Raw genomic sequence first — 25,693 nt, forward strand, 5'->3', positions numbered from 1 at the left:
TATCATATGTAAAATTGGTTCTTATTCCCACATATCATATAAAGCAACCTTATTATACATACAGAAAACTAAGTATGGTATTATTCTTAAATTATTTAGCACCTTCTAATATTACAGATAGAATCCGTCATTTTCAACAGTGAACATGTATTTCTTCTTAGCATAACGCGTTTTCTTTTCTTATTTACAATAAGAAAAGCAGCCCATTTTAAATATGGCTGCTTCTAATACACTTTACTCTTTCGCTTTTTTCTCTTTCTCTGCCCTTACAAACTCGTGGAACATTTTCATTAAAGCACGCTTTTCAATCCGTGATACGTAGCTTCTAGAAATACCAAGCGCCTTAGCGATTTCCCGCTGTGTTTTCTCCTTATCTAGCCCAAGTCCAAAACGTTTCACAATCACTTCTTTTTCTCTTTCGTCTAAAATATCGATATACTCTTTAATTTTTTCTAACTCCATACTAAGCTGAATCATATCAATTACATCTTCAGACTCTGATTTTAATATATCAATAAGCGATATTTCATTGCCCTCTTTATCTTGCCCGATCGGATCATGAAGTGAAACATCTTTTTTCGTTTTCTTTAGTACACGTAAATGCATCAAAATTTCATTTTCAATACAGCGTGCTGCATACGTCGCAAGCTTCGTTCCCTTTCCAGCAGAATAGCTCTCGATCGCTTTAATGAGCCCGATCGTACCAATTGAAATTAAATCTTCTGCATCTTCTCCTGTGTTCTCAAATTTTTTAACGATATGAGCTACAAGCCGTAAATTATGTTCAATTAAAAGATTTCTCGCTTGAGCATCACCTTGCTCCATTAACTCTAAGTACTTTCTCTCATCATCTGATGATAACGGCTGCGGGAACGCATTATTCTTCACATAAGAAACAAAGACAAACACTTCTCGAACCATATATCCAATTGCGGCGAATAGACTCAAACCTTTCACCTCCGCCAAAATAGTGGTCTTTATTATGTGTATGTGGGCGTGAGGTTGTTTGTGTCTGTACAGTTTATTTATAAAACTCAACACTTCCAACATTTAAAATAATTTATTGTTATATTATAATTATATAAAATTGTTATTTATATATGAATATGCTATTAAAGGGGACATTATTCATGATTACATTAGAACGATTATTAAATGTAACAATTTATTTAGGAGTATTTTTACTTTTCATTTCGTTCATTACTTTTGTTATTAAAAGAGGGCCTGATTTATTATTTTTTCAATTTGGAATTTCTTTATTTTTTGGAGCTCAAATTATAACTGGAATAAAATTTTTTCATAACTATGGTTTCTCGTTTCACTCAAAACTAGAACTACTTATCTTTATTTTCTATGTAATTGGAATTATTACATGTATACTATTGTTCTTTCATTTTCAAAATCTGTATCGAATTTTTTTATTAATTTGTAGTTTTTTATTTTTAACTGGATCCAATTATTACTTTAAAGAAACATTAAATTTTAGTAAAAAAATTCCAAAGCAACATAAAACTTTTTTAAGTACACAAGAAGACTCTTTTCCAAAAGAAGTCCGTAAATTTTCAGAGGATTACAATAACATAATAAGGAATGACTTTTATGAAATACCGATGATTCCTACTGAATTACAGATTACAAGCAAAAAAGATTCTTCCCATAGTACATCTTTCTTAGTTGAACTTCATAATAGCGAGAATGAAATTACTGATGACTCTGTACAATTAACTCCATCAGACCGTTTTTATGTGCTGTTAAATACACAAAAAACAAAAATATCAAAAATAGTATATGAAGGGCAGAATTTTTTCACATTTACAGTCACACTAAAGGCTCTTAATTTACAGCAAGAACCAGAAATTCATAATATGTTTTTAGAAATAGATAAACGTAGAGCGATAAATCTTCTTAATTTTGAAATTAAAGCCCATACTAAAGAATGGAAAGTAATATTTAAAAGTGATAGTTCTCATTCCAATCTTCCTATCACATTTACTTTTGAAAAGCGAACAGGCAAATTATAAAAATAAAAAGAGTTATTTTCTTTGAAAAATAACTCTTTTTATTTTACTTACTCCAAATCTTTCTCCCAGTTTGGGCATCAATATAACGAATTTCCCGACTACAATCAAAAGGTTCTTTATATTTTTCATCTGTCGTTTGTTTGTACAGTAGTTTGTATTTCGTTTCCTCTGCATCATGATCTACAAACCATTCTAATTTAACTCGGATAGCCGCTCTGTATATTTCTAACGCTTTTTCTTTTGTTACTTTTGGTGTTGTTTCATATGTAAGTAATTTTTTTATAAAGTTGCTAGACTCCCCCGAGTAGTGCATAACAGCACCATTTTCTGCATTGATGTTGATCATAAATTGGTTATACTCTGCCGGAATATCATTTATATATACAGAAAAGATAAATCTTTCAATCCCATCTTCTTCTGCTTCACGTTCCTCCCAAAGACGCAGATATTGTTTGATATCTGGAATAACTCGTTCTAAAAATTGAAGTGCTTTTTGTAAACATTCCTCTCTAGACAGTATTTGCTTTACTTCTTTATCATCTGTCAGTTTTATAAAACCAGTTAATTCATTGGTTAATTTATCAATTGTAACGCTAACTAAATTATTATATTTCAACATCGGTAAATGCTTGTTAAAGAATTCATTCATTAAATATGGATTCTTTTCTTCTTTCTGTTTTTGTAATTCCTCTTTCGGAACAAATTTCATCCTTATTTCATCATCATTTTCCGTCTCATCTACTTTTGTAAAACCTTCTTTATTCCAGTCAAATAATTCGAATACGTCACCTCGTTGGCTACCCCTTTTTTGTTTTCTAACAGCCACTGTTGGCGGTAATTTATAATGATCTGGTCCAAATAAATCTTTACCTGTACTTGCATCAATAAATACATGACTAGGTTCTGGTACATACACAAGGTGGTACCCTTTTACTTCTTCTCCATTTTCATATTTACATAAAGAATGTGTTAAATCTACAAATACAAGCCTCATATCTTGTTTAGCCTTTAAGTTGTCTAAAACGATATTCTCCTCAACAATCTCACTTGGCCATAACGGCTTTTCTTTTATGCTTTCTCGTCCGTTATAATGAAAATTCACAACATTCCCTGAAGGATGCACTTGCACCACACATCCTGTATCCGGTAATGGATATCCATTTACTTCTTGCATATAATTTATTTCTTTCCAGCCACGCCAATCATCCTGGATAGTTACATATGTATAAAACTCTAATCCTTCTTCCACGTGTTTTTTTATAAATACATTTGCAATCTCTCTTACCCTATTCTCCTCTATAACTTCCTTATCACTCGAAAAATAATTTCCATCATCTATCCTAAATGCAATTAAATTACCAGTATGTCTATTCAATGTAATTTGTATCGTTCTCTCCTGATCCTCTTTATGCTCCCACCATAATAGATGATACGGGTCATCAACCCCTTCTTGATCATCTACAACAAGACTATATTCATCTGGAATGTTAATAATATGAGCCACTCGCTCTTTTCTTTCTTTATCTTTTTGATTCATCATACCGCTCCCCTTATTACATTTTAAGGTAATTATAGCAAACAAAACCAAGGAACTATAAAAAAAAGACTAGAGATATCTCTAGTCTTTCACTTCGTCTCACGATGTAACGTTACTCGCTTTAATCGTGGACAATATTTTTTTAGTTCGATGCGTTCTGGATTGTTTCGTTTATTTTTCTTAGAAATGTAATTACGATCGCCGCACTCCGTACAAGCTAATGTAATATTTACACGCATATTTAATTCTCCTTTCTTTCAAAGATCGCAACTAAAACGTAATGATTACGATTTATATATTATAAAACTTCATTCTATTTGTCAATTGCAAAAACAAGAAGATTCCATTTAGAATCCCCTTGTTTTTATAGTTAAATCAATTTTCTCCCGCATTAACGGGCAGTAAGACCCCCACTAATTAAAAGTTTCACTTTATTAAAACGATTCGTATGTAACAAATTCACTAATCGGCTTTCGATATCCTCGTGGGCGAGTTTTAGTCATATCACTTTTTCCTATCGTAATCATTAAAACAGGTACTATATGCTCCGGCATATTTAATTCACTTTGTACTGCTTTTTCATCGAAACCAATCATTGGACATGTATCATAGCCATAATATTTAGCTGCGTACATAAAAGTCATCGCGCTTAACGAAGCATTTCTAATCGCTTCATCCTCCATGAAACGCTCTCCTTTTCCTTCATATAAACCTTTCGTTTGCCTAATTGTATCTTCATATTCACATTCATCAATCATTTTTAAAACTTTCATACCGAAGTAAATATTTTCAACATTTTGGTATGCTTTTTTATCACCACAAACGAGCACTACCGCTGATGCACTCGATACTTTATATTGACCGAAAGCTAATTCTTTTAATCTTTCTTTTCGCTCTTGATCACGAATTACAACATAATGTGTGTGCTGCAAATTATAGCAAGATGGAGAAAGCTTAGTTAACTCAAATATTTTTTTAAAATCCTCATTAGGGATTTCTATACCTTGTATAAATTTCATTGCAGAACGTCTAGCGATTGCTAATTCTTCAAAGTTCACCATATATCCTCCTCAATAACTATAAATTCAAATATACATTAATTTATACAAATAGATAAATCAAATAAAAACACTTTAAATCCGAATAATAATTATGATTAACAGCAAAAAAGACAAAAAGCTGAAACAATTAGTTCATACGAAATTCACACGAATCTATTACTATAGAAACTGTACATAGTGAACTTATTAACAATCACGTTTATTTATATAAAATCTTACTCGAAAGGAGTTGAAAGTATGAAAACTAAATATCGCTTTATGATCTCATCATTTGCTGCTTGCGCTTATATGATTTGGTATTTAGTATAATAACGACCTCACTTGCAAATAGGAAAAGGTGTGTATATAAATGGAATATAATCAATCAACAGTTAACTACTGGAAAGCTTTTGTATTACCATATACATTTGCTTTAGAAGAGTTAAAAACTAAATTTGAAATTATGAACCGGGAAGCTCAATTTCTAGAGGATTACAACCCGTTTGAACATATAAAAACAAGACTAAAACAACCTGAAAGTATTATTAAAAAACTAGAGCGCAAAAGCTTATTACCAACAGTTGAAAACGCTCAAACACATTTACAAGATATTATTGGTATTCGTATTACATGTTGCTTCGTAGAAGATATCTATCATTTGAAAGAAGTCATTCAAAAACGCGAAGATATGGAAGTCATAGAAGTAAAAGATTATATCGCTAACCCAAAACGAAACGGATATAAAAGTTTACACATGATTATTAAATACCCTTTATCACTAAATTCTGGTACAAAAGATGTATTTGCAGAAATTCAGTTACGTACACTAGCAATGGACTTTTGGGCAAGTTTAGAACACAAACTTTATTATAAATATGAAGGGAAAATACCGGAGTATTTAAAAGATGAACTACATGATGCAGCAATGAAAGCTGAAGATCTTGATAATAAAATGGCCACAATCCGTCAAGATATTGATGATATTGAGGCATGCTCAAATCAAATTATGCTACCACTATAAAAAAAGGTTCTCGCCAATGAGAACCTTTTTTCTACCATTTTGGGAAGTACGACTCCTACACTTATTAAAGTTTCACGTTATTTTTTCTCTATTGTTCGAACCTCTTCAATCTTCCATTTATCCTCTTCTTTTCCAAGGGCATACTGTACTTTCTTTTGAAGAGTGATACTGTCGTCTACTTCCTTTTCTTTCGTTTCAACAATAACATACCCTACTTTACTAACTTTCATATCTATATGTTCCAATTCAATTTTCTTATTTCCCTTTTGAAATGCGGCTTCTTTTTGTGTTTTTAAGTCTTCAGCACTAGGCATCTTCTTTGAAAATAACTCCATATGTTCTGCAAGATTTTTTTCATTCGTCGTTCGCACAAATGTATGAATAACATCTTGAATAGATCTCTCTTCTTCTTTTGTTATTTGTACCTTTTCCTCAGTTTTTTTAGTAGTAGATTTTTGTTCTACATTATTCTCTTCTTGTTGACATCCAACTAGTAATACTACAAATACTAAAAGGAATCTTAATTTCCTAAATAAATTTTTCATATTCCCAACTCCTAAAAAGAAAAGTGAGGCATTTCGCCTCACTTTCGCTCTTAATTAGCGTCTTCCTTTATTCGGATCGCCGCCGCCAACAATATCAAAGACACGTTTCGCTATATTTGTATTCTCTTGAACGCCAGAGAACAAGTATTTACCTGGACCAAATGCATATACGTTCACATCTTCCCCTGTATGTCCACCCGTTGTCCAGCCTGTAACCGAGCGCTTATTGAAAATATCTTCAATTGCATTATCAATCTTTGTTACATCTTTTGAAGGAGCTATATCATTTACAGCTTGAATTTCTTCTGGAGTTAATTGTAAATCAATATACTTTTTCAATGTTTCTTCTACATTTGCACCTTTTGCAATCTCATTTGCCATAAAGTCTGGTGTACGCTTTGCAGCTTTAATTGGATCTACTTTAAAGTTATACTCACCATTGGCACCTAAAGATAATCCACCAGTAGCGTGATCTGCCGTTGCAACAACTAACGTATTTTTATCTTTTTTCGCAAACTCAATCGCTGCTTTGAAAGCTTTTTCGAAGTCTTCCATTTCACTCATTGCACCAACAATATCATTATCATGTCCAGCCCAGTCGATTTGACTTCCTTCCACCATTAAGAAGAAACCATTTTTATTTTTGTTCAAACGCTCAATTGCTGCATTAGTCATTTCTTCTAATGAAGGTGTTTTCTCATTACGGTCAATCATTTTATCTAATCCACCTGGTGCAAATAAACCAAGAATTTGATCATTTTTATCATTTAACAATTGATCTCGATCCGTTACATAGCTATAACCAGATTTCTTGAACTCTTCTGTAAGATTACGATCTTTTCTAACAAAGTTCTTTACGCCGCCGCCAAGCATAACATCTACTTTATGCTTCCCTTTAATTTTCTCATCAAAATAATCATTTGCAATTGCGTCCATATTCTTACGGCTAATGTCATGCGCACCGAAAGCAGCTGGTGTTGCATGTGTAATTTCAGAAGTTGCAACGAGTCCCGTTGATTTCCCTTTTTCTTTCGCTTGCTCAAGAACTGTTTTCACTTCCGCTTTATCATTATCAACTGCAATTGCAGCATTATATGTTTTAATCCCTGCTGACATAGCTGTTGCTGCCGATGCAGAGTCTGTAATATTTTCATGTTCATCTTCTGGGTATGTTTTTTGTGTTCCTACAAGATGCTTATCAAATTCTGTAGATTCCATTTCAAAGGTTTTTGGATTATCTTTCATATAACGGTGAGCCGTCATATATGAAGGGCCCATACCATCCCCAATTAATACGATAACATTTTTAATCTTTGCATTGCTTCCGTTCTCATCTGCATTAACCTCACTAGAACGAGTAAAATTCCATGTTGCTACCGAAGTAACTGCTAATGATGCCACAACTGCAAATGGCCATGCTTTTTTCACAAACTTTTTCACTGTCTTGTCCCCCTAATTAGGTTATTCATTTCCCACTATCAAATTTAATGGAAGACTATTAAGAGAAAATTAGCTGTATGTAAATTTTTTGTTAACTTATGTAAATATCAGTTATAATTTGTATAACTTTGTCTTTTTGTATCAATCATCTCGCCCTTTACAATTTAAATATAAACAAGTTGGATTTCATTTAACGTAAATCTCTTTTTTTACATTTTGACTCTATTTTTATGAAAATAAATAGAAATGCGGTGAGCCTTTATGAAAATAGTAAAGCTAAATGAGTCTTTTATTTTTGAATTACTTAATCTTTGCAAATCTGTTGGATGGTTACACGATGAAATTTTTATGAAAAAACAATTCGAAATGTATCTTTCTATCGGCACACTTGTAGGTTACATTCATGAAAACAAACTCATTGCGACTGGAGGAGTATTTCCCTTTCCAAGTAACTTCGCTTCCATTGGTATGTTAATCGTTCACCCTAATTTTCAAGGACGCGGATTAGGGCGCATGTTGCTAAATCATTGCTTGGAACAAATTCATCCAAAACAACCCATTGCACTTATTGCGACAAAAGCTGGCGAACCTCTATACACATCATGTGGATTTCAAACAGCAACAACGATTCATCGTTTTGAAAAGCAGACTATTAAGACGTATCCTTCTCACTTACAACAAGTACAAGAAGAAGACCTTATATCTCTTACTTCTCTGGATCAAATTGCAACTGGTATGAATCGTTCTCTACTTTACTCTTTGCTATTACCAAGGGCCGTATACTCTTTTAAAATTGAAAGAAATAACTGTATAGAAGCTTTTTCATTATGCATACAAAAGGGCAATATATTATGTATCAATCCACTTATCGCCAAGCAAGAAGAAGATGCTATCCAATTATTAAAAAAGATATGTGAATGTTGGAATGGTATAGTACGAATTGATGTTCCACACTCACAATTTACATTTCGTCAATTTCTTCAAACAGAAAATTTCCAAGAAACGCTCCTTTCACCTCTTATGATAAAAAATGGTAGCCAACTTCCTGGAAATCGTAATATGCTATTTGCTATGATAGATACAGCGTTATGTTAGAAAGGAGACACCTAATTGAAGCGATTTAGCTATTTTATGGTAGGTTGTCTTACTCTTACACTATTAGTAGGATGTAGTGCAGCAGAAAAGCCAGTAGAACAAGTAAAACAAGTTAAAAATACAATTACAGCGAAACTAGCTACCGAGGAAAAAATGGTAGAAATAGATGGTCAAACCATTTACTTTAAAAAGATTGGTAATGAAAAACCACCTTTACTTATGATTCATGGCTTTGGAGGGTCATCAGATGGTTTTCAAAAGATTTACTCCGATTTAGCAAAAGATCATACAATTATTTCTGTAGATGCTTTAGGATTCGGGCGCTCATCTAAGCCAATGGATTTTTATTATTCTTTTCCAACTCATGCAAATTTGTATTATAAATTAATGAAAAAACTAGGGTATGATTCATTCGCAATACTGGGGCATTCCATGGGGGGAGAAATTTCTCTAAATTTAACATATTTATATCCTGAAGCAGTTACTCACCTTATTTTAACTGATGCTACAGGTGGTCCTCATACATTCGTTACTAAACAAGGCTCACCAAAACCACAATTGCCGACTGATTTAAATGCCGTTTCTTCTATTACTGATTATGATGAGAGCAAAGTGAAATTCAAACGTAACGATGAAGAGCATTATAACAAAATGAAACTATGGCCTAGACGTCTTAAAATTAATGCGAATGAAATGAAACAGCCGACTTTAATTATATGGGGCAGAAATGATAGTAGCGTTTCTTGGAAAGAAGGAGAAACGTATCATCAATTCTTAAAAAATAGCACTTTACATATTATTGAAAAAGGTTATCATGCACCATTTCGCCAAGAACCACAAGAATTTGTCGGGTATGTACAAGACTTCTTTAAGAACAATCCGATCAAAGTTGAAAAATAACATAAACGGGTATCTCATTTTGAGATACCCGTTTTCATATATTAAGCAGCTTGCTTTTGGCGTTTTTGAGTTTTTGATCCTAATACTTTCGGGATAACAAAGCCATCCATTCCAAATTTCCCAGCGTTCATACCGGCAACAAGAACAAACATAGATAAGATAACCATCTCAGGGTTCACACCAATTGACCCACTAAACATATAGGAAAAGTTCATTACAAGACCAAAAAAGACCGCTGTTTTTGTTAAACAGCCTACAATTAAACCAATTCCGACTAAAATTTCTCCCCATGTTACAAGCGTATTAAACAAATCTACATTTGGAATTGCAAATTCTTGTAAGAATGATGCCCACCAAGATTGAACAGCCGGTTGTGCACCTTTAGATTTTTCAATTGCGCCTTGCAAATAACCTGTTGCATCGAATCCTTTTCCTTGTAGTTTACCGATTCCAGCCATTAACCATGTGTAACCAAGATATACTCGAATTACTGCTAATACAAAAGAAACTGCTTTGTTTTCTCTTAAAAATTGAATAACCATATCTTCCTCCTAAAGTTGTAATTAAGTTAGTTACAGTTAATATAATAACATTAGTTACTCATTTTTCAAACGTTAATTATGAATAATTCATGACATGTGTATGAAACATTAAAAACTAACGTTTATATAGTAACTTTTATTACCTGTAAAAACTTGAACATATCATACCACAGGTGATAATCATTTTCATTGAAAAAAATGTAAAAAAATTGTGAGTTAAATGTGAAACACGTTTATTCGAATATAGAATAAACGTGTTTCATACTAATTATAGAATCGAAATGTATGTGTCTCCTCATCAATTAAACTCGCTTCTTGAAAGGCTTCTTCTAACGTTTTCCCATGGTTAATAACCCCATAAAATAAGCGTATAGTAAACATAAGTGCTGCATTTCCATCTACATAATCAATCGATCCAATATATGATTTCGCACCACTATGTAAAAAAGATTTTGCTAGATTTTGCTCCCCTAACGTGCACCCGCTATTTACAATATGTGTATTATGCAATTTTGCATATTTATAAATTTCTTCTGTACCAAAATACCCTCTCGGTTCATCTTGTTCATATACTTCTTCGCCTAACTCTTCCATGACAAACTTCCCTTCTTCACCATGAAAGCAAAAAATAATATAATTAATATCGTTAAATAAGTTCTTTCCAGAAAGAACTTCCACAAAATCTTTCGGTCTACCAATCCAATATGTCACAACCCTTGCACCAAAATATTCAAGAGATGCTCGGATTGATTGCGCCTCTAAATCCGAATTAAAACCAACTACTAATGCAATATTCAACATACAACCCCCATCCTATAATCAGCCCTTATCAATCAGAATTTTATGGGATAAATCCATTTCATATATGCCCGTTTCTTTCAAAAAATCTGATCTAGTTAAAACGACTTTCTGTAAATATTGCCTATATGCTGTAATTGTTCCATCGTGAGATACAATGCAAATTCTTTCAGCACCCAGTTCATAACACCAAAGAAGAAATTTATCTACTATTTGCTGAAAACTATTCTCTGAAATAGTGTTTATACCTTCCTTCCATAACTGATTATTTGAGCTTTTCTCTATCGAAAAATGCGGAAATAACTTTGTTATCATTCCCTGATCTACTATATAATCGCACGGTAATGTTCTCGCTTCTTCTCGATAAGGAAAAATACGCGGAGATACATATGGATGAACGATTTTTTGACAAGCAACTTTCGCACTCCATATTGTCGCCGTTTGCAAAGTTCTAAGTGTAGGACTAGCAATTAATATATCCGCCTCTTGTAATGGCACATTGCATTGAAGTAATTTAGCCTGATTCCTTCCTTCATCCGTCAATGGCGGATGAAGCACTTTTAAACTTGATGGCAAATCCCTTGTATGTTCTCCTTCCCCGTGCCGAACAAAGACGATTTTCATCCCCTTCCTCCTCTCATTATGAAATCCTCTTACATATTTCTTCCCTATCTCATACTTTATTCCTGCTATATGAAAACCAATATGTAAAAAACATTTGACATGAAACTTTGTAAAATATTACAATATTATATGTAAAAAACTTTTTACATATAAAGGAGAATTACATATATGAAATGGATAATTGTCTTTATTGGAATGATTGTATGGGGATATATAAACGGCTTCTTTAGTAGTGATAAAACTGCTAATCCTTGGATTACAGATGATGAACGTGAAACAAAAATTAAGCAAAAAGCAATTACGGCAAGCTGGTCCGGTGTTTTTATGTTTTGTACCATTAGCCTCTTAAATAAATGGTTAGGTTTAAGCACAAACGATAAATCACCGTACTTACCAGACACTATCGCAGCTATTTTAAAAGAAAATGTAGAGTTACAAGTTTTACTCATGCTATTTGTTATGTATGGAATATTTTACTTACATTATCGAAGAAAATTAAGTGCCTAACTTCTAACTCATGATTATCCTCCTAAATGGTTATAGTAATCATGACAAAATGAAAGGAGAGATATAAACATGAGTAACTCGAATGAATTTTTAGATACACTACATGAAAAACAAGCAAAAGATGAACAAAATAGAAAACGTCAAGGGAACGGAAACCCAGCGAAAAAGAAGCCAAATAAAACACATAAATAACAGTAAAAAACTGCCTAAAACGATCTTTTAGGCAGTTTTTTATTCTTCTTTCACCGAGATAACATTTTCCCAATTCCATTTCTCATAATACCACTCTGGTATATCTACATTTTCAATCCACTTTTTTTCATGTTTTCCATCACTATGAGCTATCCATATATTAGCTTTCTTACGATCTGAACGTATCCATATTAATTGATTGCTCTTCTTCATGAAAATTGGATGATAATCGCCTTGCTTATTAGATGACTTTGTAATTTGATATTGTTTATCGCTTGTGCTATTTATCTCATATAAAGATGGGAATGGCCTTTTTTCTGGCAGAGTTTCAAACCCTGCCTCTTTTGCTCGTGAAACGATAATTACTCTATCGTTCTTCCATACAAAATCCCAATCAACATATCCTTTCGGCGTAAATATGTTCTGCTGAAGTGCTGGCAATTCCTTTACTTTTAAATGTTTATTTTCTAATGCAACTCTTCCGCTCCCTTCAATATAAGCTAATATATTTTTTGATGGTGCCCATTGAAACCATTGTGCGTTTAATAACATTTGATCTACTTTTTCAAACCGACTGCCGTCTGCACGAACTAAGCAAAGCGTATTACTATCAGCTGACCATGAAGCTGTCGGTACTGCTAAAAATGAAATCCACTTTTGATCTGGTGACCACTTAAAGCCACTTGCTACTAGCGCTAGGAAATCATCGTGTTCATTTGGCAATGCATACAAATGCTTCATTTTGTGAGGATTCATATGTGCATCTTTTTGCACTTCATATAGCTGAGCCCCTGTCCATCCTGTTGGAAGTAAGTGCGCTTCAGAGGATACAAGAAAGTTCTTTCCATCGGGGTACCATGCATAATCCCCTACACCAGCCGATACATTTTCAAAATCTGCATTCTTTTTTTCTACATCAAATGTATGTAATGTACCTGTAAATATAAATGCAATTATATTTTCTGTTGGTGACCATTGATAATTCGATGCTTCTGAGTGAAACGGCGTAACTTTCTTTCCATCTTTCAGCCGATATAACTCAAGAATATTTTGTTTCTCCCCTTTTACATATGCCAGCCATTCTCCATCATGTGACCACTTTGGCCCTGTTATGTTCTCTCCTTTTGTAAGTTGTTTTTCTTTCCCATCAACTTTAATCCAAAGGTTATGATGACGAATAAAAGCAACTTTCACACTATTATTTTCTGCGCTAGTAATAGCGATAGAACATAAAAACATAAACAACACTACACTACTACTTACTATTAGCCTTTTCATACCATCACTCCATTTCCCTCATAGCATTCCTCACTTTCTTCCTACAATATGTGAAAAATATCGATTCGACATAATCAGAAAAAATTCCCCAAGAAATTTTCAATTCATAGAGGATTGGTATGAATTATGTCGAAAGTATAGTTTAGCCAACATTTATATGTATAAGTTCTAACTAAAATGTAAGATTATATTTCTGAATATTGGCACTTTTTATTAGGGGGAGTATCAATGAAAAAAACTACATCTACACTATTAAGCATGGCGCTTGTCTTTTCTAGTTTTGGAGCTTTAAGCGCTCATGCTGAATCACTACAAAAGGAGAAGCAATTTAGTCCACAATTAAAAACAACGATTGAACAGTGGGGAGAACATAAAATTGCTCAAAATGTTGAAACGAAAACAACAAAAGAAATATCAGTAATTGTAGAATTGCAACATGCACCTCTCGCTGCTCAAAGTAATATTCAGCATGCTCCAGATTTACAAAATAGTAATGCGCAGTCTTATCATGCTGAGCTCAAAAAAGCACAAGAAGATACGACTAAGAAAATAAAAGAAAAAGCACCTGGTGCAAAAATTAAAGAAGTGTATAATACGTTATTTTCCGGATTCTCTATTTCAGTTCCTGGAGATCAAATTACCTCTCTTGCCTCTTTACCTGAAGTAAAAGCAGTCTATCCGAACTTAACATATAAATTGCATGAAACATCAAAAAGTACTACTAACGAAGAAGCACCAAATATCGGTGGACCGACAATTGGTGCACCTGAAGCGTGGAATTTAAAAGATCCATCTGGCAAACCGCTTGATGGAAAAGGCATGAAAGTAGCCATTATCGACTCTGGCGTAGACTATACACACCCTGACTTAAAGGCAAATTATATCGGTGGATATGACACGGTTGATGAAGATAGCGATCCAATGGATGGTAACGTACATGGTACTCATGTAGCTGGAATTATTGCTGGTAACGGAAAAATTAAAGGCGTTGCTCCAAACGCTTCTATTCTAGCCTATCGTGTAATGAATGACGGTGGAACTGGTACAACAGATGATATTATCCAAGGGATTGAGCGAGCGATTCAAGATGGTGCGGATGTGTTAAACCTCTCCCTTGGGCAGGATTTAAATGTACCTGATCAGCCTGTAACATTAACGTTAGAACGAGCAGCGAAACTTGGTGTTACTACTGTCGTTTCAAATGGAAATGACGGACCAAAACCTTGGTCTGTTGATGCTCCCGGTAACGCAAGTAGTGTCATTTCTGTTGGAGCATCTACGGTTTCTATCCCGTTTCCAACATTCCAAGTAGCTGGTTCCAGCAAAACATATCAAGGGTTACCGTTATCAAAATCCGATTTTCCAATAGGAAATGATTCCCCTCTTGTATACGTTGGTTATGGCAATCCAAGTGATTATGCAAAACAAGATGTGAAAGGGAAATTCGCACTTATTTTACAAGGTACTTCTAGTACATTAGTAAAAGCAGAACAAGCGAAGCAAGCTGGGGCACTTGGTGTGTTATTAATCTCTAGCGAAAAAGAAATTAATATGATGCCGGAATATTTTTCACGTGAACATCTAGCTGTCCCAGTAATGCAATTATCAAATACAAATGGGGAAGAATTAAAAACTTTAATTACAAAACGAAAGAAAAATATAAAAATTGGACAACCAAAGCAAACAGAACTTATCGGTAACTTTAGTTCAAGAGGACCATCACAAGGAAGTTGGCTAATAAAGCCTGATGTTGTTGCACCTGGAGTACAAATTACTAGTACAGTACCGCGAGGCGGCTATGAATCGCATAACGGAACAAGTATGGCTGCTCCGCAAGTAGCTGGAGCAGTTGCCCTCTTGCGTCAAATGCATCCTGATTGGACGACAGAACAATTGAAAGCGGCTCTTGCTAACAATGCAAAAACATTACATGATGTCAATGAAAATACATACCCTGTTATGGCACAAGGATCAGGTTTAATTAACATTCCGAAAGCAGCTCAAACAAATGTATTAGTAAAACCTAACAATGTCAGCTTTGGTCTTATTAAGCCAAATAGCGGAAAAGTAAAACTGACGCAAAATGTTACATTACAAAACCTTTCTAGTAAAAAGAAAAGTTTTTCAACTCGTGTGGAATTACTAGATGCAAACACAAACACAAAAGTAAGAGCTTCTGTCCCTTCATCGATTAGCATACAACCAAATAGTAGTACCGAAAAACCATTTACTATCAATGTAGATAGCTCACTACCACAAGGTGTGTATACTGGAAATGTATATGTAAAAGAACAAGGGGCAAAAGAAGAAATTCGAATTCCATTCACATTTAGTATCGATCCTAAAGATTATAAACGTATCGATGGACTTGAAATTATTAATTCTACTTTTAGCCCAAATGGCGACCACGTACTAGATGATAATCTCATCAACTACTATTTAGTTGCGCCTGTGGATGATGTCACATTGCATGCAAATTTAGTTACGAAAGAACGTGTAACGTATCAAGGGATTATCCATCAAGCTAAAAATGCAACTCCTGGATACAAACCTTTCAAATGGAATGGTACAAAAGCCGATGGCACTCCTTTAGCTGACGGGCTATATCAAATCGAAGCAGTTGCTTCTAATTCTGGCGGAGAAACAAAACAAACAGCTGCTGTATTTCTTGATCGAACTGCACCTAAGTTAACATACGAAGTTGACCAAGAAAATCTCGTAATTAAAGGAAAGGTTGATGATATTCTACTAGATTGGATGTCAGAATCTGGTTGGATAGCACCTGGTATTCCAGTGAGAATGCAATATGAAATTAATGGAAATGGTGTATGGGACCAGGCATTCCTGAACCCTTGGGAGAAAAGCTATGACATTTATTTCGATCGTACTCAATTACAAGAAGGAAAAAATACTATTCACATTGTAGCAACTGATGCAGCTGGCAATACCTCTAATTTAACTGTTAATTTAGAAGTGAAATAAAGTGAAACTTTAATCAGTGGAGATTTCGTTCATCCCCACTGATTATTAGCCTTCACCAATCGGGAGTTACGGGCAGTTAATCTCCCCTCTCACTTCTTTACTCCAACCGAATTTTGAGGTAGGAATTTTACTGCTCATTAACACGGGATAAAAAATTTTTGTTGACAATTTTTTTAATATAGTTTTATAATACAAAACATAGTTTAGTTGAACGAATTATATATCGGCTTTGAAGGAATACTAGTAGCGACTTATATCACTGTCTCAGAGAACTGATGGTTGGTGCGAATCAGTACATATACAAGCGTGAATTACAATTCTGGAGCTTCTTTCCCGTAATGCTTTTTATGCATGAAGAGAAAGACGGATCTTTCCGTTATCGTAAAGTGAGTGGTAAACAATTAGTTGTTTACAAATAGGGTGGTACCGCGATTTTTATCGTCCCTATCGGATTTTCCGATAGGGACTTTTTTGCGTCCATCCTCTTACACAATTTCATATATACGCGTTGAAAGAATCGCAGTAGTATCTTATATCCCTGTTACAGAGAGCTAATGGTCGGTGGAAATTAGCACATATATAAGTATGAATTACAATTCTGGAGCTTCTTTTTCGTAGTGCTTTTATGCATGAAGGAAAAGACGGAATTTTTCCGTTATCATTAATTGAGATGTAAGTATATTTTCACTTACAAATAGGGTGGTACCGCGATTCTTTCGCCCCTATCGGACTTTCCGATAGGGGCTTTTTCTATTTCTCACAGAAACAGATGTTAAATAATTCCGAATCTTATGATAAAATTTTATAAGCGCTTACAAAAATGAAAGGAGGTGATACAAGCTATACGAAATCGATATTCAATTTTATTGAAAAAAAGGAGGATGTCTAAATGACAAAGAAAACAGAAATTCCATCACATTTAAAACCATTCGTATCCACACAACATTATGATCAATACACACCGGTGAATCACGCTGTGTGGCGTTATATTATGAGACAAAATCATAGCTTCTTAAAAGACGTTGCTCATCCAGCCTATGTGAACGGACTACAATCATCTGGTATTAATATAGATTCAATTCCAAAAGTAGAAGAAATGAATGAGTGTTTGGCACCAAGTGGCTGGGGTGCTGTAACGATTGACGGACTTATTCCCGGCGTAGCATTCTTCGATTTCCAAGGACACGGATTACTACCAATCGCAACAGATATTCGGAAAGTAGAAAATATCGAGTACACACCAGCGCCAGATATCGTACACGAAGCCGCAGGACACGCACCGATTTTACTTGATCCTACATATGCAAAATATGTGAAACGTTTTGGGCAAATTGGTGCAAAAGCTTTCTCTACAAAAGAAGAACATGATGCATTTGAAGCTGTTCGTACATTAACGATAGTAAAAGAAAGCCCTACTTCTACTCCTGATGAAGTTAAGGCTGCTGAAAATGCTGTAATTGAAAAACAAAACTTAGTTTCTGGTTTATCAGAAGCTGAACAAATTTCACGTCTTTTCTGGTGGACAGTAGAATATGGATTGATTGGAAATATAGATGATCCAAAAATATATGGTGCTGGTCTCCTTTCTTCTGTTGGCGAAAGCAAACATTGCTTAACAGACGCTGTAGAAAAAGTTCCATTTTCTATCGAAGCATGTACAGGGACAACTTATGACGTAACAAAAATGCAACCACAACTATTCGTTTGCAAGTCCTTTGAAGAATTAACAGATGCGCTTGAAACATTTTCTAAAACAATGGCCTTTAAAACAGGTGGAAAAGAAGGTTTAGAAAAAGCAATTCGCTCTGAGAACTATGCAACAGCTGAGCTAAATAGCGGATTACAAATTACAGGTACATTTAGCGAGACAATTGAAAACGATGCAGGTGAATTAATTTACATGCGAACAAATTCGCCAACGGCATTAGCACTTCATAATAAACAGTTAGCGAATCATTCTACTTCTGTACACAGTGACGGATTTGGAACACCAATTGGATTACTCACTGAAAATATTGCATTAGAAAATTGTACAGACGAACAACTACAATCATTAGGAATTACAATTGGAACTATCGCTGAGTTTACTTTTGCAAGTGGTATTCATGTAAAAGGAACAGTAACAGATATTGTAAAAAACGATAAGAAAATTGCTCTTATTTCCTTTATCGATTGCACAGTTACTTATAACGCCCGCGTTTTATTTGATGCTTCATGGGGCGCATTTGATATGGCTGTTGGCTCACAAATCACTTCAGTATTCCCAGGTGCCGCAGATGCAGCAGCATTTTTCCCAATGGATGAAGAAGTTCAAGAAATTCCTGCTCCACTTGTACTGAATGAACTTGAACGTATGTATCAAACAGTTCGAGATATTCGAAGTGAGGGGATTTTACACGAAGCGCATATCGATCAATTAGTAGCAATTCAAGAAGTATTAAATAAATTTTATGCGAAAGAATGGTTGCTGCGCCTTGAAGTATTAGAGTTACTTTTAGAGCATAACAAAGGGCATGAAACATCTGCAGCATTACTACATCAACTTTCTACTTTCACAACTGACGAAGCTGTAACACGCCTTATTAACAATGGTCTTGCGTTACTTCCAGTAAAGGATGTGAAAAATGATGCTAAGATTAACTGAAGAAGAAGTTCACGAGGAATTATTGAAGGTAGATAAATGGATGGTAAAAGATGAGAAATGGATTGAACGAAAATATATGTTTTCCGACTACTTAAAAGGAGTCGAATTTGTCTCTGAAGCCGCCAAACTATCAGAAGAACATAATCACCATCCATTTATCCTTATCCAGTATAAAGCAGTTATTATTACTTTGTCATCTTGGAATGCAAAAGGTTTAACGAAACTAGATTTTGAGCTTGCAAAACAATTTGATGAACTATTTTTACAAAACGAAAACGCAATTATAAGAAAATAAAAAAGAGAAGCCTTTTTAGGCTTCTCCTTTTATTTTGAAATGGATACAATGTCCAAATGGATCCTCGACTTGTAATATTCCATCTTTGTACGTAGCAATCTTGCCAATATTTTTTAAGCTTTCACATACTTGCTCTTTTTGTTTTTCATCCGCTAGTACAATTGTGAAATATTTTAAACCAACAGAACCTGGCATTTGCGGTGGTACCCCTTCACCTTGCCACGTATTTAAACCGATATGGTGATGATAACCACCTGCTGATACGAACAACGCTCCATTACGAGCTGGGATCGTTACTTCAAAACCAAGACCATCAACATAGAAACGTTTCGCTTCCTCTAAATCAGCTACATGGAAATGAATATGCCCCATCACAGTACCAGCTGGAAAGCCATTCCATGTACTTCCTTGCTGTAATAATTCTTCACCAGCTAACGGGTTACTAACAAATGGGAGTTCTCCATTCTCATCACGCCAAACTTCTTTTTGTCGATCATGATAAATTTCAATCCCGTTTCCATCTGGATCAGCTAAATAAAGAGCTTCACTAAAGTAATGATCGGCTCCGCCATGTAGTGGATATACCATCTCTACAAGATGACGAAGAACATTCGCTAAATCCTGCCTACTTGGTAATAAAATTGCGTAATGATATAATCCTGTTCTTCCTCTTTGTTTCGGAAAAGCTTCTTTCTTTTCTTCAATGATAAGAAGTGGTTCATCATTTTCATTCCCAAATGTAACGACTGCTTCTTCTTCTTTTAGCACCTTCATACTTAGTACTTCCGTATAAAACTCTAGTGATTTCTTTACATTAGATACGTATAAATGAACAACATCAAGTGTTGTATCGGGATGAAGTTGAAAACTCATCTTGTTAGCCCCCCCATTTAAATTAGTTCTTCTTTGACATTTTTTCTTTTAAGAAATTATCTACAAAACCATCAGCTTTTGCAACAAATAAATATGCACCCATTGCTAATAATGCAAGTTCTAATTCGAAACCAGGATTTTTTCCATCTCCCAATAAACCAGCTGACCATTTCACTTTTACGATTGCTCCAACCATAACAAGTGCAAATAATAATCCAATATATCTTACACCTAAACCTAGAATTAATAATAGGCCTCCAACTAATTCAAATGTTGCTACACCGTATGCAAGTCCTCCTGGTAAACCAATGCTTGTAAACCACCCTGCAATATTGTCAATTCCTGATTGGAATTTTGTTAAACCGTGCATGAAGAATGTTACCCCTAACACGATACGAATAATTAAGTTACCAATATGTTGATTCATTTCTTTCTCTCCTTTATAGTTTTCTTATACAAAACTTTTATTCACATTACAAAACATACACTAATTTTTTTTATTCGTCAATTCATTTTCACTGGGAAAAAATATATTTTTTTTGCTATGATACAAATAGTTGTTTACAAAAAGGAGCTTGATTTTATGAATATTGGTTCTGCAATACGTGAAATTCGTCAACGTAGGGGCATAACAATCGCACAAATTTGTGAGGGAACAGGTCTTTCTAAAGGATTTATGAGTCAGGTTGAAAATAATAAAACATCACCATCTATCTCAACTTTAGAAACGATCTCCAATTTTTTAAACGTTCCCCTTCCCTATTTATTGTTAGAGCAAAAAGATCGATTAAAAATTGTCAAAAAAGAAGAACGGAAATACAGTGTATACGGCAAAGATGAGCAAAGAATTGAACATGTTGCGGAGCAAGGGGGCCTTCGCCTATCTTTAGTAGAAATCCCTACTGGATTCCCGAAAGAAAATTCACCAAATGCCCATGAAGGGGAAGAATGTCACCTTGTATTACGCGGAAAATTAGAAGTTCAGCACGGTGAAGATATTGCAATTGTAGAAGAAGGTGATTCTTTCTCATGGAATGCATGCGTTCCTCATATTGTTCGTAATATAGGAGAAGAAACTGCATTATTACTCATCTCTAGTTATGCGGAAAATCGAAAACGTGTTTATTAAATAATAAAAAAAAAGAAGCCTGTTAAACAGGCTTCTTTTTTATCCCCTTATAATTCCATAACTTGTCCCAACTAGTACAGTCTTTTCATGCTGATTGCGATAAACTGACTCGATTGAAACTTTTTTATAGCCTTCCATTTGCTCAACATTTGTTAAAGTTAGTTCACAAGTGATCGTATCTCCTGTGAAAACTGGTCTAATAAACTCACTTACTAATTCTCTTGCTATGTAATGTAACTCTTCTCCCACTTTCGTTCCAATGCTAGCAGTCAATAAACCATGAACCATTAATCTTCCATTTTCATCGTATTCCACATGGTGTCTACCTTTATCACCGGTAATATTTGCAAAATCAAAAACTTCTTCCTCAGTAAATCTTCTTTCATATTTAAATACATCCCCAGCTTTTACACTCATTTTTATCCCCCTAATAATAAACAGAATTTTCTTTTATTTTATCATAAAACGAGCCTCAATCCATTCTCTATTATCAAAAGTCTCAAAATTACCTCGCTATACTTTTTTACTTTCCATTCATTTATCGGTGACCATCTCTTTTCGCGACTTGGTATCCATAATACGCACATGTTCCATTTCTCGATAGCTCTCTAACTTCAAATCCACAACTTCTATAAAAATCAAAATTGTTCGCTGATGTATGCGCAAACCAATCACCGTGGGGAAGTTTTTGCAGGCAAAGAGCTACAAGCTTCTTACCTAATCCCTTCCCTCTATATTCACACTTCACAACTAAATTTACTATGTTCGCAATCATAATTCCATCAGAAATGACTCTAACCATCGCAATCATCTCTTCCTCATCCCAAATTGTGAAAGCCCATGTTGAATTTTCGAATGCTATCGTAAATTTTTCAAATTGCCAAGAAGGGATATTATCATTACTCCAACCGGCATCTTCAAATAAAGCTTTAATTGCATATGCTGGTACACTACTCGTTCCCTCACGAATAATAAGTCCATTATGATAAATGTACATGTAACCCCTCCCTTTATTTTCATATACCATTCTTCAAAAAATGCAATTTACCTTTAAAAAAGTAATTTTTTCATCCAACACGCTTAATAGAATAAACTAGAGCATCGATTCCATGAAATGACGTTGTTTTCTCGTAGCTGAGCCCAGTTTTTCTAGCAACAAATATTGAGGCAGGATGATTCGGATTAATAAGAGAAATTAATTTATTCATTCGTAATGCTTGGAAACCATAGTCACGAAATGCTGCCGCCGCTTCTTTTGCATACCCTTTTCCCCAATACTGAGGAAGTAACCAATAACCAATTTCAATTTCCTCTTTTCCATCTATTTTCTGCTTTACCAGCCCTGCATGACCAATTCTTGTTCCCGTTTCCTTTTCAATCAATACAAATAAACCGAGACCGTTTTTATAGCTAGGAATCACCCATTCCTCCAGACTTTTTTTACACTGCATATATGTTTTTAATGTCCCATTTCCAATATAACGCATTACCTTCTCGTTCCCCCATAGTGAAGCGTAGAACTGTAAATCATCCATTGTATATTTGCGAATTTGTAAACGTTCTGTATGAAACATGCTGGCACTCCTTTCCACTAATTTATTCTTCATTTCACGATCATGTTTTGTATGTATACGGTATGTTACTATTTATTATAAAGTGAAACTTTAATCAGTGGGGAATTTTGTTCACCCCACTGATTATTAGCCTTTACCAATCGGACGTTTACGGGCAGTGGATCTCCCGTCTAACTTCTTTGCTTTAACTGAATTTTTAGGCAAGAGTCTTACTGCCTGGAAAATAGCGGGATAAATGAACCAACGATAAAATACACAATATTCATTCCAAATAACTAAAAAAAGCAGTAGACAAATATTGTCCACTGCATCCATATCATAACTAGCATAAAGAAAACTACAATTGAGGGGGGTGTAGGATTTTCAAATATACTAGATACTTATCCCGTTCTAACGGGCGGTAAACTTTCCAATTGTTTCAAGTGAAAAGTTTACCGCTCATAAGAACTTCCTTCGTTCATTAAGATAGTATTGCTAGATAATCATATACACGCTTAGATTTCTCTCCACCCATTCGTGCATGTTGAAGAAGAGAAATACCATGAGGGCCAGATGCACGCAATGCTTCTGGTTGAGCTACTAAAATAGCTTGTACAACTTCTAATTCACCAAGCATAGCTGCTGCAAAAATATCCATCCGAGCACCCTTTTCTAGTAAATAAAGAGCAATATCTTTACGACCTACATGTGCCGATGCGCCTAACGCACTTTCCCAATCTGATCCACCCCAATTATAAGAAGCGTGAAGTAAGCTTGGTGATTCAACCAATAGCTCTTGTACTTTCTCTAAATCCCCGTGAGCTGCCATAACAAATTCTCTTACTAATTCAGTGGTAATACGCTCTTCTGTTTGCATCGCTCTTCTCCCCTTTTAGAAATTCGTTTCGGTGTAAAAAAATGCTTGTCACTTCCCTGAAAAATATCTACATCTATGCCAAATACATGTTGAAACATTTCATGGCATAGTACTTCTTCTGGTATACCATCATACTGAATCTTTCCTCGCTTTAATACAAGTAAACGATCACTATATTGAGCAGCTTGGTTAATGTCATGTAAAACCATTATAATTGTCATTCCAAACTCCTCATTTAATCGTTTCACAAGTTCCATTACTTCCAACTGGTGAACGATATCTAAAAAGGTTGTTGGTTCATCCAATAATAAGACATTTGTACGTTGCGCTAGCGTCATCGCAATCCAAGCACGTTGCCGTTCCCCTCCTGATAAAGAATGTAAAAGACGATATTCATACCCTTCAAGATTTGTAACAGACAATGCCCAATCAACAATTTCTTCATCTTCTTTATTTAAGCGGCTACTCCATGATTTATGTGGACCTCTTCCGAACTCAATTAGTTCTTTCACTGTTAAGTCTAATTGATGATCATGCATTTGTGGTAACATTGCTAATTGCTTCGCTACATCAGCACTCTTCATCATATGAATATTTTTCCCATCTAAAATGATGTCCCCTTCGCTTTGTTTCAGTAGCCTTGCTATTAAACGAAGCAAAGTAGATTTTCCCGATCCATTCGGACCAATTAAACTAACGATTTCTCCAACCTTAATATGTACATTCATATTTTGCATTTGAAATCTTTCAGAGTGTGCGTAAAACACTTTGTTAACGGAAATCACTTTGTTTTCCTCCTCTATGAATTAAATATAAGAAGAACGGACCACCTAAGAAGGACAGTAAAATACCAACAGGCAATTCGATTGGGTCAAACCAACTTCGAGCTATTGCATCCGCAAAAACAAGTAATACCCCGCCGCCAAGGCATGATAAAGGTAGCAAATATCTATAATCATTTCCAACTAATAAACGTAGCATATGTGGTACGACAAGACCGACAAATCCAATAAGACCAGACACACTTACTGCAATTCCAGCTAATAATGTACTTACTACGATTAAATAAAACCGACTTTTTTCCACATTATGTCCTAATAACTTTGCCATTTCATCTCCAAGCATTAACACTCGAATATGCTTAATACCAAAGAAAGCTAGTATAATGGCGACTATTGCATAATAAATAATCATGTTTAAATGTGCCCAACTTACACCACCAATACCGCCCGCTAACCACGGTAACACCGATTGTACTTTGTCACTATGTAATAACATTAATGCTGACGTTGCTGCACCAATTAATGCATTGATCGACACCCCTACTAAGACGATCCTTGAAGGTGGTGCCCCTTTTTGCCATGATAAAGCATAAATAACCATCGCTGTTATGAAAGCTCCTAAAAACGCCCCTAGTGGTAAAAAAGCTATATGCTGTGGGAATAAAATCATGATGACAATTGCTACAAAGCCTGCTCCAGATGAAACTCCGATAATACCAGGATCTGCAAGAGGGTTTCTCATAACCCCTTGTAGCAGTGTACCAGATGCAGCTAAACATGTTCCTACTATAAACCCAATAAGCACTCTCGGTATGCGAAGATCCCATACAATTCGATGAACTGTCGAACCTTCCTCTTGTATACCTGTTAAAATATCTCGTATAGAAAAGGATAAACTTCCTGCGAAAAGACCGTACAAGAGACCTAGGATTGTTAATATAACTAAAGTAACTGCTATTATCCATCTTTTTTTCGCAAAAGGATGTTCCTTTTCTCTTACTACTTCACTACTTTCCAT

General features: G+C 34.8%; 28 protein-coding genes and 2 other annotated features. Of the genes, 10 read left to right on the plus strand and 18 right to left on the minus strand.

Annotated elements, in window-relative coordinates:
- Positions 1–234 precede the first annotated feature (234 nt).
- Entirely contained in the window at positions 235–948 is a 714-nt protein-coding gene (gene sigK / locus C3Y97_RS21940; protein WP_000051382.1) for an RNA polymerase sporulation sigma factor SigK, read from the minus strand.
- Positions 949–1,100: 152 nt separating this feature from the next.
- On the opposite strand from sigK, the gene C3Y97_RS21945 reads away from it, so the two are divergent.
- Positions 1,101–2,021, plus strand: coding sequence for a hypothetical protein (locus C3Y97_RS21945; protein WP_002198192.1), 921 nt, complete (start codon positions 1,101–1,103; stop codon positions 2,019–2,021).
- Between the two features lie 43 nt (positions 2,022–2,064).
- On the opposite strand, the gene C3Y97_RS21950 is transcribed toward C3Y97_RS21945, so the two are convergent.
- From C3Y97_RS21950 to C3Y97_RS21960, 3 genes are all read right to left on the minus strand, one after another.
- Positions 2,065–3,561, minus strand: a complete 1,497-nt coding sequence (locus tag C3Y97_RS21950; RefSeq protein ID WP_136363640.1) for a YcdB/YcdC domain-containing protein — start codon at positions 3,559–3,561, stop codon at positions 2,065–2,067.
- An 86-nt stretch (positions 3,562–3,647) separates the two neighbouring features.
- On the minus strand, positions 3,648–3,797 hold the full coding sequence (gene rpmG, locus C3Y97_RS21955) for a 50S ribosomal protein L33 (RefSeq protein ID WP_001265617.1): 150 nt from the start codon (positions 3,795–3,797) through the stop codon (positions 3,648–3,650).
- Positions 3,798–3,992: 195 nt separating this feature from the next.
- The gene (locus C3Y97_RS21960; RefSeq protein WP_000245983.1) at positions 3,993–4,619 is read right to left on the minus strand and encodes a nitroreductase family protein; all 627 of its coding nucleotides are present in this window, start codon (positions 4,617–4,619) and stop codon (positions 3,993–3,995) included.
- 349 nt (positions 4,620–4,968) lie between these two features.
- On the opposite strand from C3Y97_RS21960, the gene C3Y97_RS21965 reads away from it, so the two are divergent.
- Positions 4,969–5,619 (plus strand): GTP pyrophosphokinase, encoded by a 651-nt coding sequence (locus C3Y97_RS21965; RefSeq protein WP_000456230.1) that lies wholly within the window; start codon positions 4,969–4,971, stop codon positions 5,617–5,619.
- Positions 5,620–5,696: 77 nt separating this feature from the next.
- Here the strand turns inward: C3Y97_RS21965 and C3Y97_RS21970 are convergent, their stop codons facing one another.
- Both C3Y97_RS21970 and C3Y97_RS21975 read right to left on the minus strand, forming a co-directional pair.
- A complete protein-coding gene (locus tag C3Y97_RS21970) occupies positions 5,697–6,164 on the minus strand; it encodes a hypothetical protein (RefSeq protein WP_000792894.1) in 468 nt (155 codons plus the stop codon).
- A gap of 54 nt (positions 6,165–6,218) precedes the next feature.
- Positions 6,219–7,604, minus strand: coding sequence for an alkaline phosphatase (locus C3Y97_RS21975; RefSeq protein ID WP_000714912.1), 1,386 nt, complete (start codon positions 7,602–7,604; stop codon positions 6,219–6,221).
- Positions 7,605–7,865: 261 nt separating this feature from the next.
- Here C3Y97_RS21975 and C3Y97_RS21980 point away from each other — a divergent pair, with 261 nt between their 5' ends.
- Positions 7,866–8,699, plus strand: a complete 834-nt coding sequence (locus C3Y97_RS21980; protein WP_000706687.1) for a GNAT family N-acetyltransferase — start codon at positions 7,866–7,868, stop codon at positions 8,697–8,699.
- A gap of 15 nt (positions 8,700–8,714) precedes the next feature.
- Entirely contained in the window at positions 8,715–9,599 is an 885-nt protein-coding gene (locus tag C3Y97_RS21985; protein ID WP_000819813.1) for an alpha/beta fold hydrolase, read from the plus strand.
- 41 nt (positions 9,600–9,640) lie between these two features.
- Here C3Y97_RS21985 and C3Y97_RS21990 read toward each other — a convergent pair whose 3' ends face one another.
- The 3 genes from C3Y97_RS21990 to C3Y97_RS22000 all read right to left on the minus strand — a co-directional run bounded on the left by C3Y97_RS21990 (position 9,641) and on the right by C3Y97_RS22000 (position 11,563).
- Positions 9,641–10,141 (minus strand): DoxX family protein, encoded by a 501-nt coding sequence (locus C3Y97_RS21990; RefSeq protein ID WP_000236608.1) that lies wholly within the window; start codon positions 10,139–10,141, stop codon positions 9,641–9,643.
- A 264-nt stretch (positions 10,142–10,405) separates the two neighbouring features.
- Positions 10,406–10,942 (minus strand): hypothetical protein, encoded by a 537-nt coding sequence (locus C3Y97_RS21995; protein ID WP_000931925.1) that lies wholly within the window; start codon positions 10,940–10,942, stop codon positions 10,406–10,408.
- Between the two features lie 18 nt (positions 10,943–10,960).
- Positions 10,961–11,563, minus strand: a complete 603-nt coding sequence (locus C3Y97_RS22000; protein WP_000706238.1) for a histidine phosphatase family protein — start codon at positions 11,561–11,563, stop codon at positions 10,961–10,963.
- Between the two features lie 168 nt (positions 11,564–11,731).
- On the opposite strand from C3Y97_RS22000, the gene C3Y97_RS22005 reads away from it, so the two are divergent.
- Both C3Y97_RS22005 and C3Y97_RS22010 read left to right on the plus strand, forming a co-directional pair.
- A complete protein-coding gene (locus tag C3Y97_RS22005) occupies positions 11,732–12,070 on the plus strand; it encodes a hypothetical protein (protein WP_000871150.1) in 339 nt (112 codons plus the stop codon).
- A 69-nt stretch (positions 12,071–12,139) separates the two neighbouring features.
- Positions 12,140–12,262 carry a DUF4023 domain-containing protein gene (locus C3Y97_RS22010; protein WP_000071866.1) on the plus strand — a complete coding sequence of 41 codons (123 nt, stop codon included), beginning with the start codon at positions 12,140–12,142 and terminating at the stop codon, positions 12,260–12,262.
- Positions 12,263–12,301: 39 nt separating this feature from the next.
- On the opposite strand, the gene C3Y97_RS22015 is transcribed toward C3Y97_RS22010, so the two are convergent.
- A complete protein-coding gene (locus C3Y97_RS22015; RefSeq protein ID WP_000825730.1) occupies positions 12,302–13,540 on the minus strand; it encodes a TolB family protein in 1,239 nt (412 codons plus the stop codon).
- 228 nt (positions 13,541–13,768) lie between these two features.
- On the opposite strand from C3Y97_RS22015, the gene C3Y97_RS22020 reads away from it, so the two are divergent.
- The 3 genes from C3Y97_RS22020 (at position 13,769) to C3Y97_RS22030 (ending at position 19,461) form a co-directional block, all read left to right on the plus strand.
- Positions 13,769–16,522, plus strand: coding sequence for a S8 family peptidase (locus C3Y97_RS22020; protein ID WP_000754163.1), 2,754 nt, complete (start codon positions 13,769–13,771; stop codon positions 16,520–16,522).
- Between the two features lie 220 nt (positions 16,523–16,742).
- Positions 16,743–16,971 (plus strand) — a binding site (T-box leader).
- A 50-nt stretch (positions 16,972–17,021) separates the two neighbouring features.
- Positions 17,022–17,249 (plus strand) — a binding site (T-box leader).
- A 162-nt stretch (positions 17,250–17,411) separates the two neighbouring features.
- A complete protein-coding gene (locus C3Y97_RS22025) occupies positions 17,412–19,166 on the plus strand; it encodes an aromatic amino acid hydroxylase (RefSeq protein ID WP_000163213.1) in 1,755 nt (584 codons plus the stop codon).
- Positions 19,147–19,461 (plus strand): 4a-hydroxytetrahydrobiopterin dehydratase, encoded by a 315-nt coding sequence (locus C3Y97_RS22030; RefSeq protein ID WP_000979538.1) that lies wholly within the window; start codon positions 19,147–19,149, stop codon positions 19,459–19,461. The genes C3Y97_RS22025 and C3Y97_RS22030 overlap by 20 nt, the downstream gene beginning before the upstream one ends.
- A gap of 15 nt (positions 19,462–19,476) precedes the next feature.
- Here the strand turns inward: C3Y97_RS22030 and C3Y97_RS22035 are convergent, their stop codons facing one another.
- Both C3Y97_RS22035 and C3Y97_RS22040 read right to left on the minus strand, forming a co-directional pair.
- Positions 19,477–20,334 (minus strand): VOC family protein, encoded by an 858-nt coding sequence (locus tag C3Y97_RS22035; protein ID WP_000009840.1) that lies wholly within the window; start codon positions 20,332–20,334, stop codon positions 19,477–19,479.
- A gap of 22 nt (positions 20,335–20,356) precedes the next feature.
- Positions 20,357–20,761 (minus strand): DoxX family protein, encoded by a 405-nt coding sequence (locus tag C3Y97_RS22040; RefSeq protein WP_001071553.1) that lies wholly within the window; start codon positions 20,759–20,761, stop codon positions 20,357–20,359.
- A 156-nt stretch (positions 20,762–20,917) separates the two neighbouring features.
- Here C3Y97_RS22040 and C3Y97_RS22045 point away from each other — a divergent pair, with 156 nt between their 5' ends.
- Positions 20,918–21,463: a helix-turn-helix domain-containing protein gene (locus C3Y97_RS22045; RefSeq protein WP_001020693.1), complete on the plus strand. Its 546-nt coding sequence runs from the start codon at positions 20,918–20,920 to the stop codon at positions 21,461–21,463.
- Positions 21,464–21,502: 39 nt separating this feature from the next.
- Here C3Y97_RS22045 and C3Y97_RS22050 read toward each other — a convergent pair whose 3' ends face one another.
- The 6 genes from C3Y97_RS22050 to C3Y97_RS22080 all read right to left on the minus strand — a co-directional run bounded on the left by C3Y97_RS22050 (position 21,503) and on the right by C3Y97_RS22080 (position 25,693).
- Positions 21,503–21,880, minus strand: a complete 378-nt coding sequence (locus tag C3Y97_RS22050; RefSeq protein ID WP_086407786.1) for a hotdog family protein — start codon at positions 21,878–21,880, stop codon at positions 21,503–21,505.
- Between the two features lie 121 nt (positions 21,881–22,001).
- Positions 22,002–22,460 (minus strand): GNAT family N-acetyltransferase, encoded by a 459-nt coding sequence (locus tag C3Y97_RS22055; RefSeq protein WP_086407787.1) that lies wholly within the window; start codon positions 22,458–22,460, stop codon positions 22,002–22,004.
- Positions 22,461–22,530: 70 nt separating this feature from the next.
- Positions 22,531–23,070, minus strand: a complete 540-nt coding sequence (locus C3Y97_RS22060; RefSeq protein WP_004408018.1) for a GNAT family N-acetyltransferase — start codon at positions 23,068–23,070, stop codon at positions 22,531–22,533.
- 427 nt (positions 23,071–23,497) lie between these two features.
- A complete protein-coding gene (locus C3Y97_RS22070; protein ID WP_001192766.1) occupies positions 23,498–23,893 on the minus strand; it encodes an ankyrin repeat domain-containing protein in 396 nt (131 codons plus the stop codon).
- Positions 23,860–24,678 (minus strand): ABC transporter ATP-binding protein, encoded by an 819-nt coding sequence (locus C3Y97_RS22075; RefSeq protein ID WP_136363641.1) that lies wholly within the window; start codon positions 24,676–24,678, stop codon positions 23,860–23,862. Before C3Y97_RS22075 ends, C3Y97_RS22070 begins: the two co-directional genes overlap by 34 nt.
- Complete coding sequence (locus C3Y97_RS22080) at positions 24,665–25,693, minus strand: FecCD family ABC transporter permease (protein ID WP_136363642.1); 1,029 nt, start codon at positions 25,691–25,693, stop codon at positions 24,665–24,667. The genes C3Y97_RS22075 and C3Y97_RS22080 overlap by 14 nt, the downstream gene beginning before the upstream one ends.

The sequence above is a fragment of the Bacillus sp. DU-106 genome (genome assembly GCF_004799705.1).
In the GTDB taxonomy this organism is placed as follows: domain Bacteria; phylum Bacillota; class Bacilli; order Bacillales; family Bacillaceae_G; genus Bacillus_A; species Bacillus_A cereus.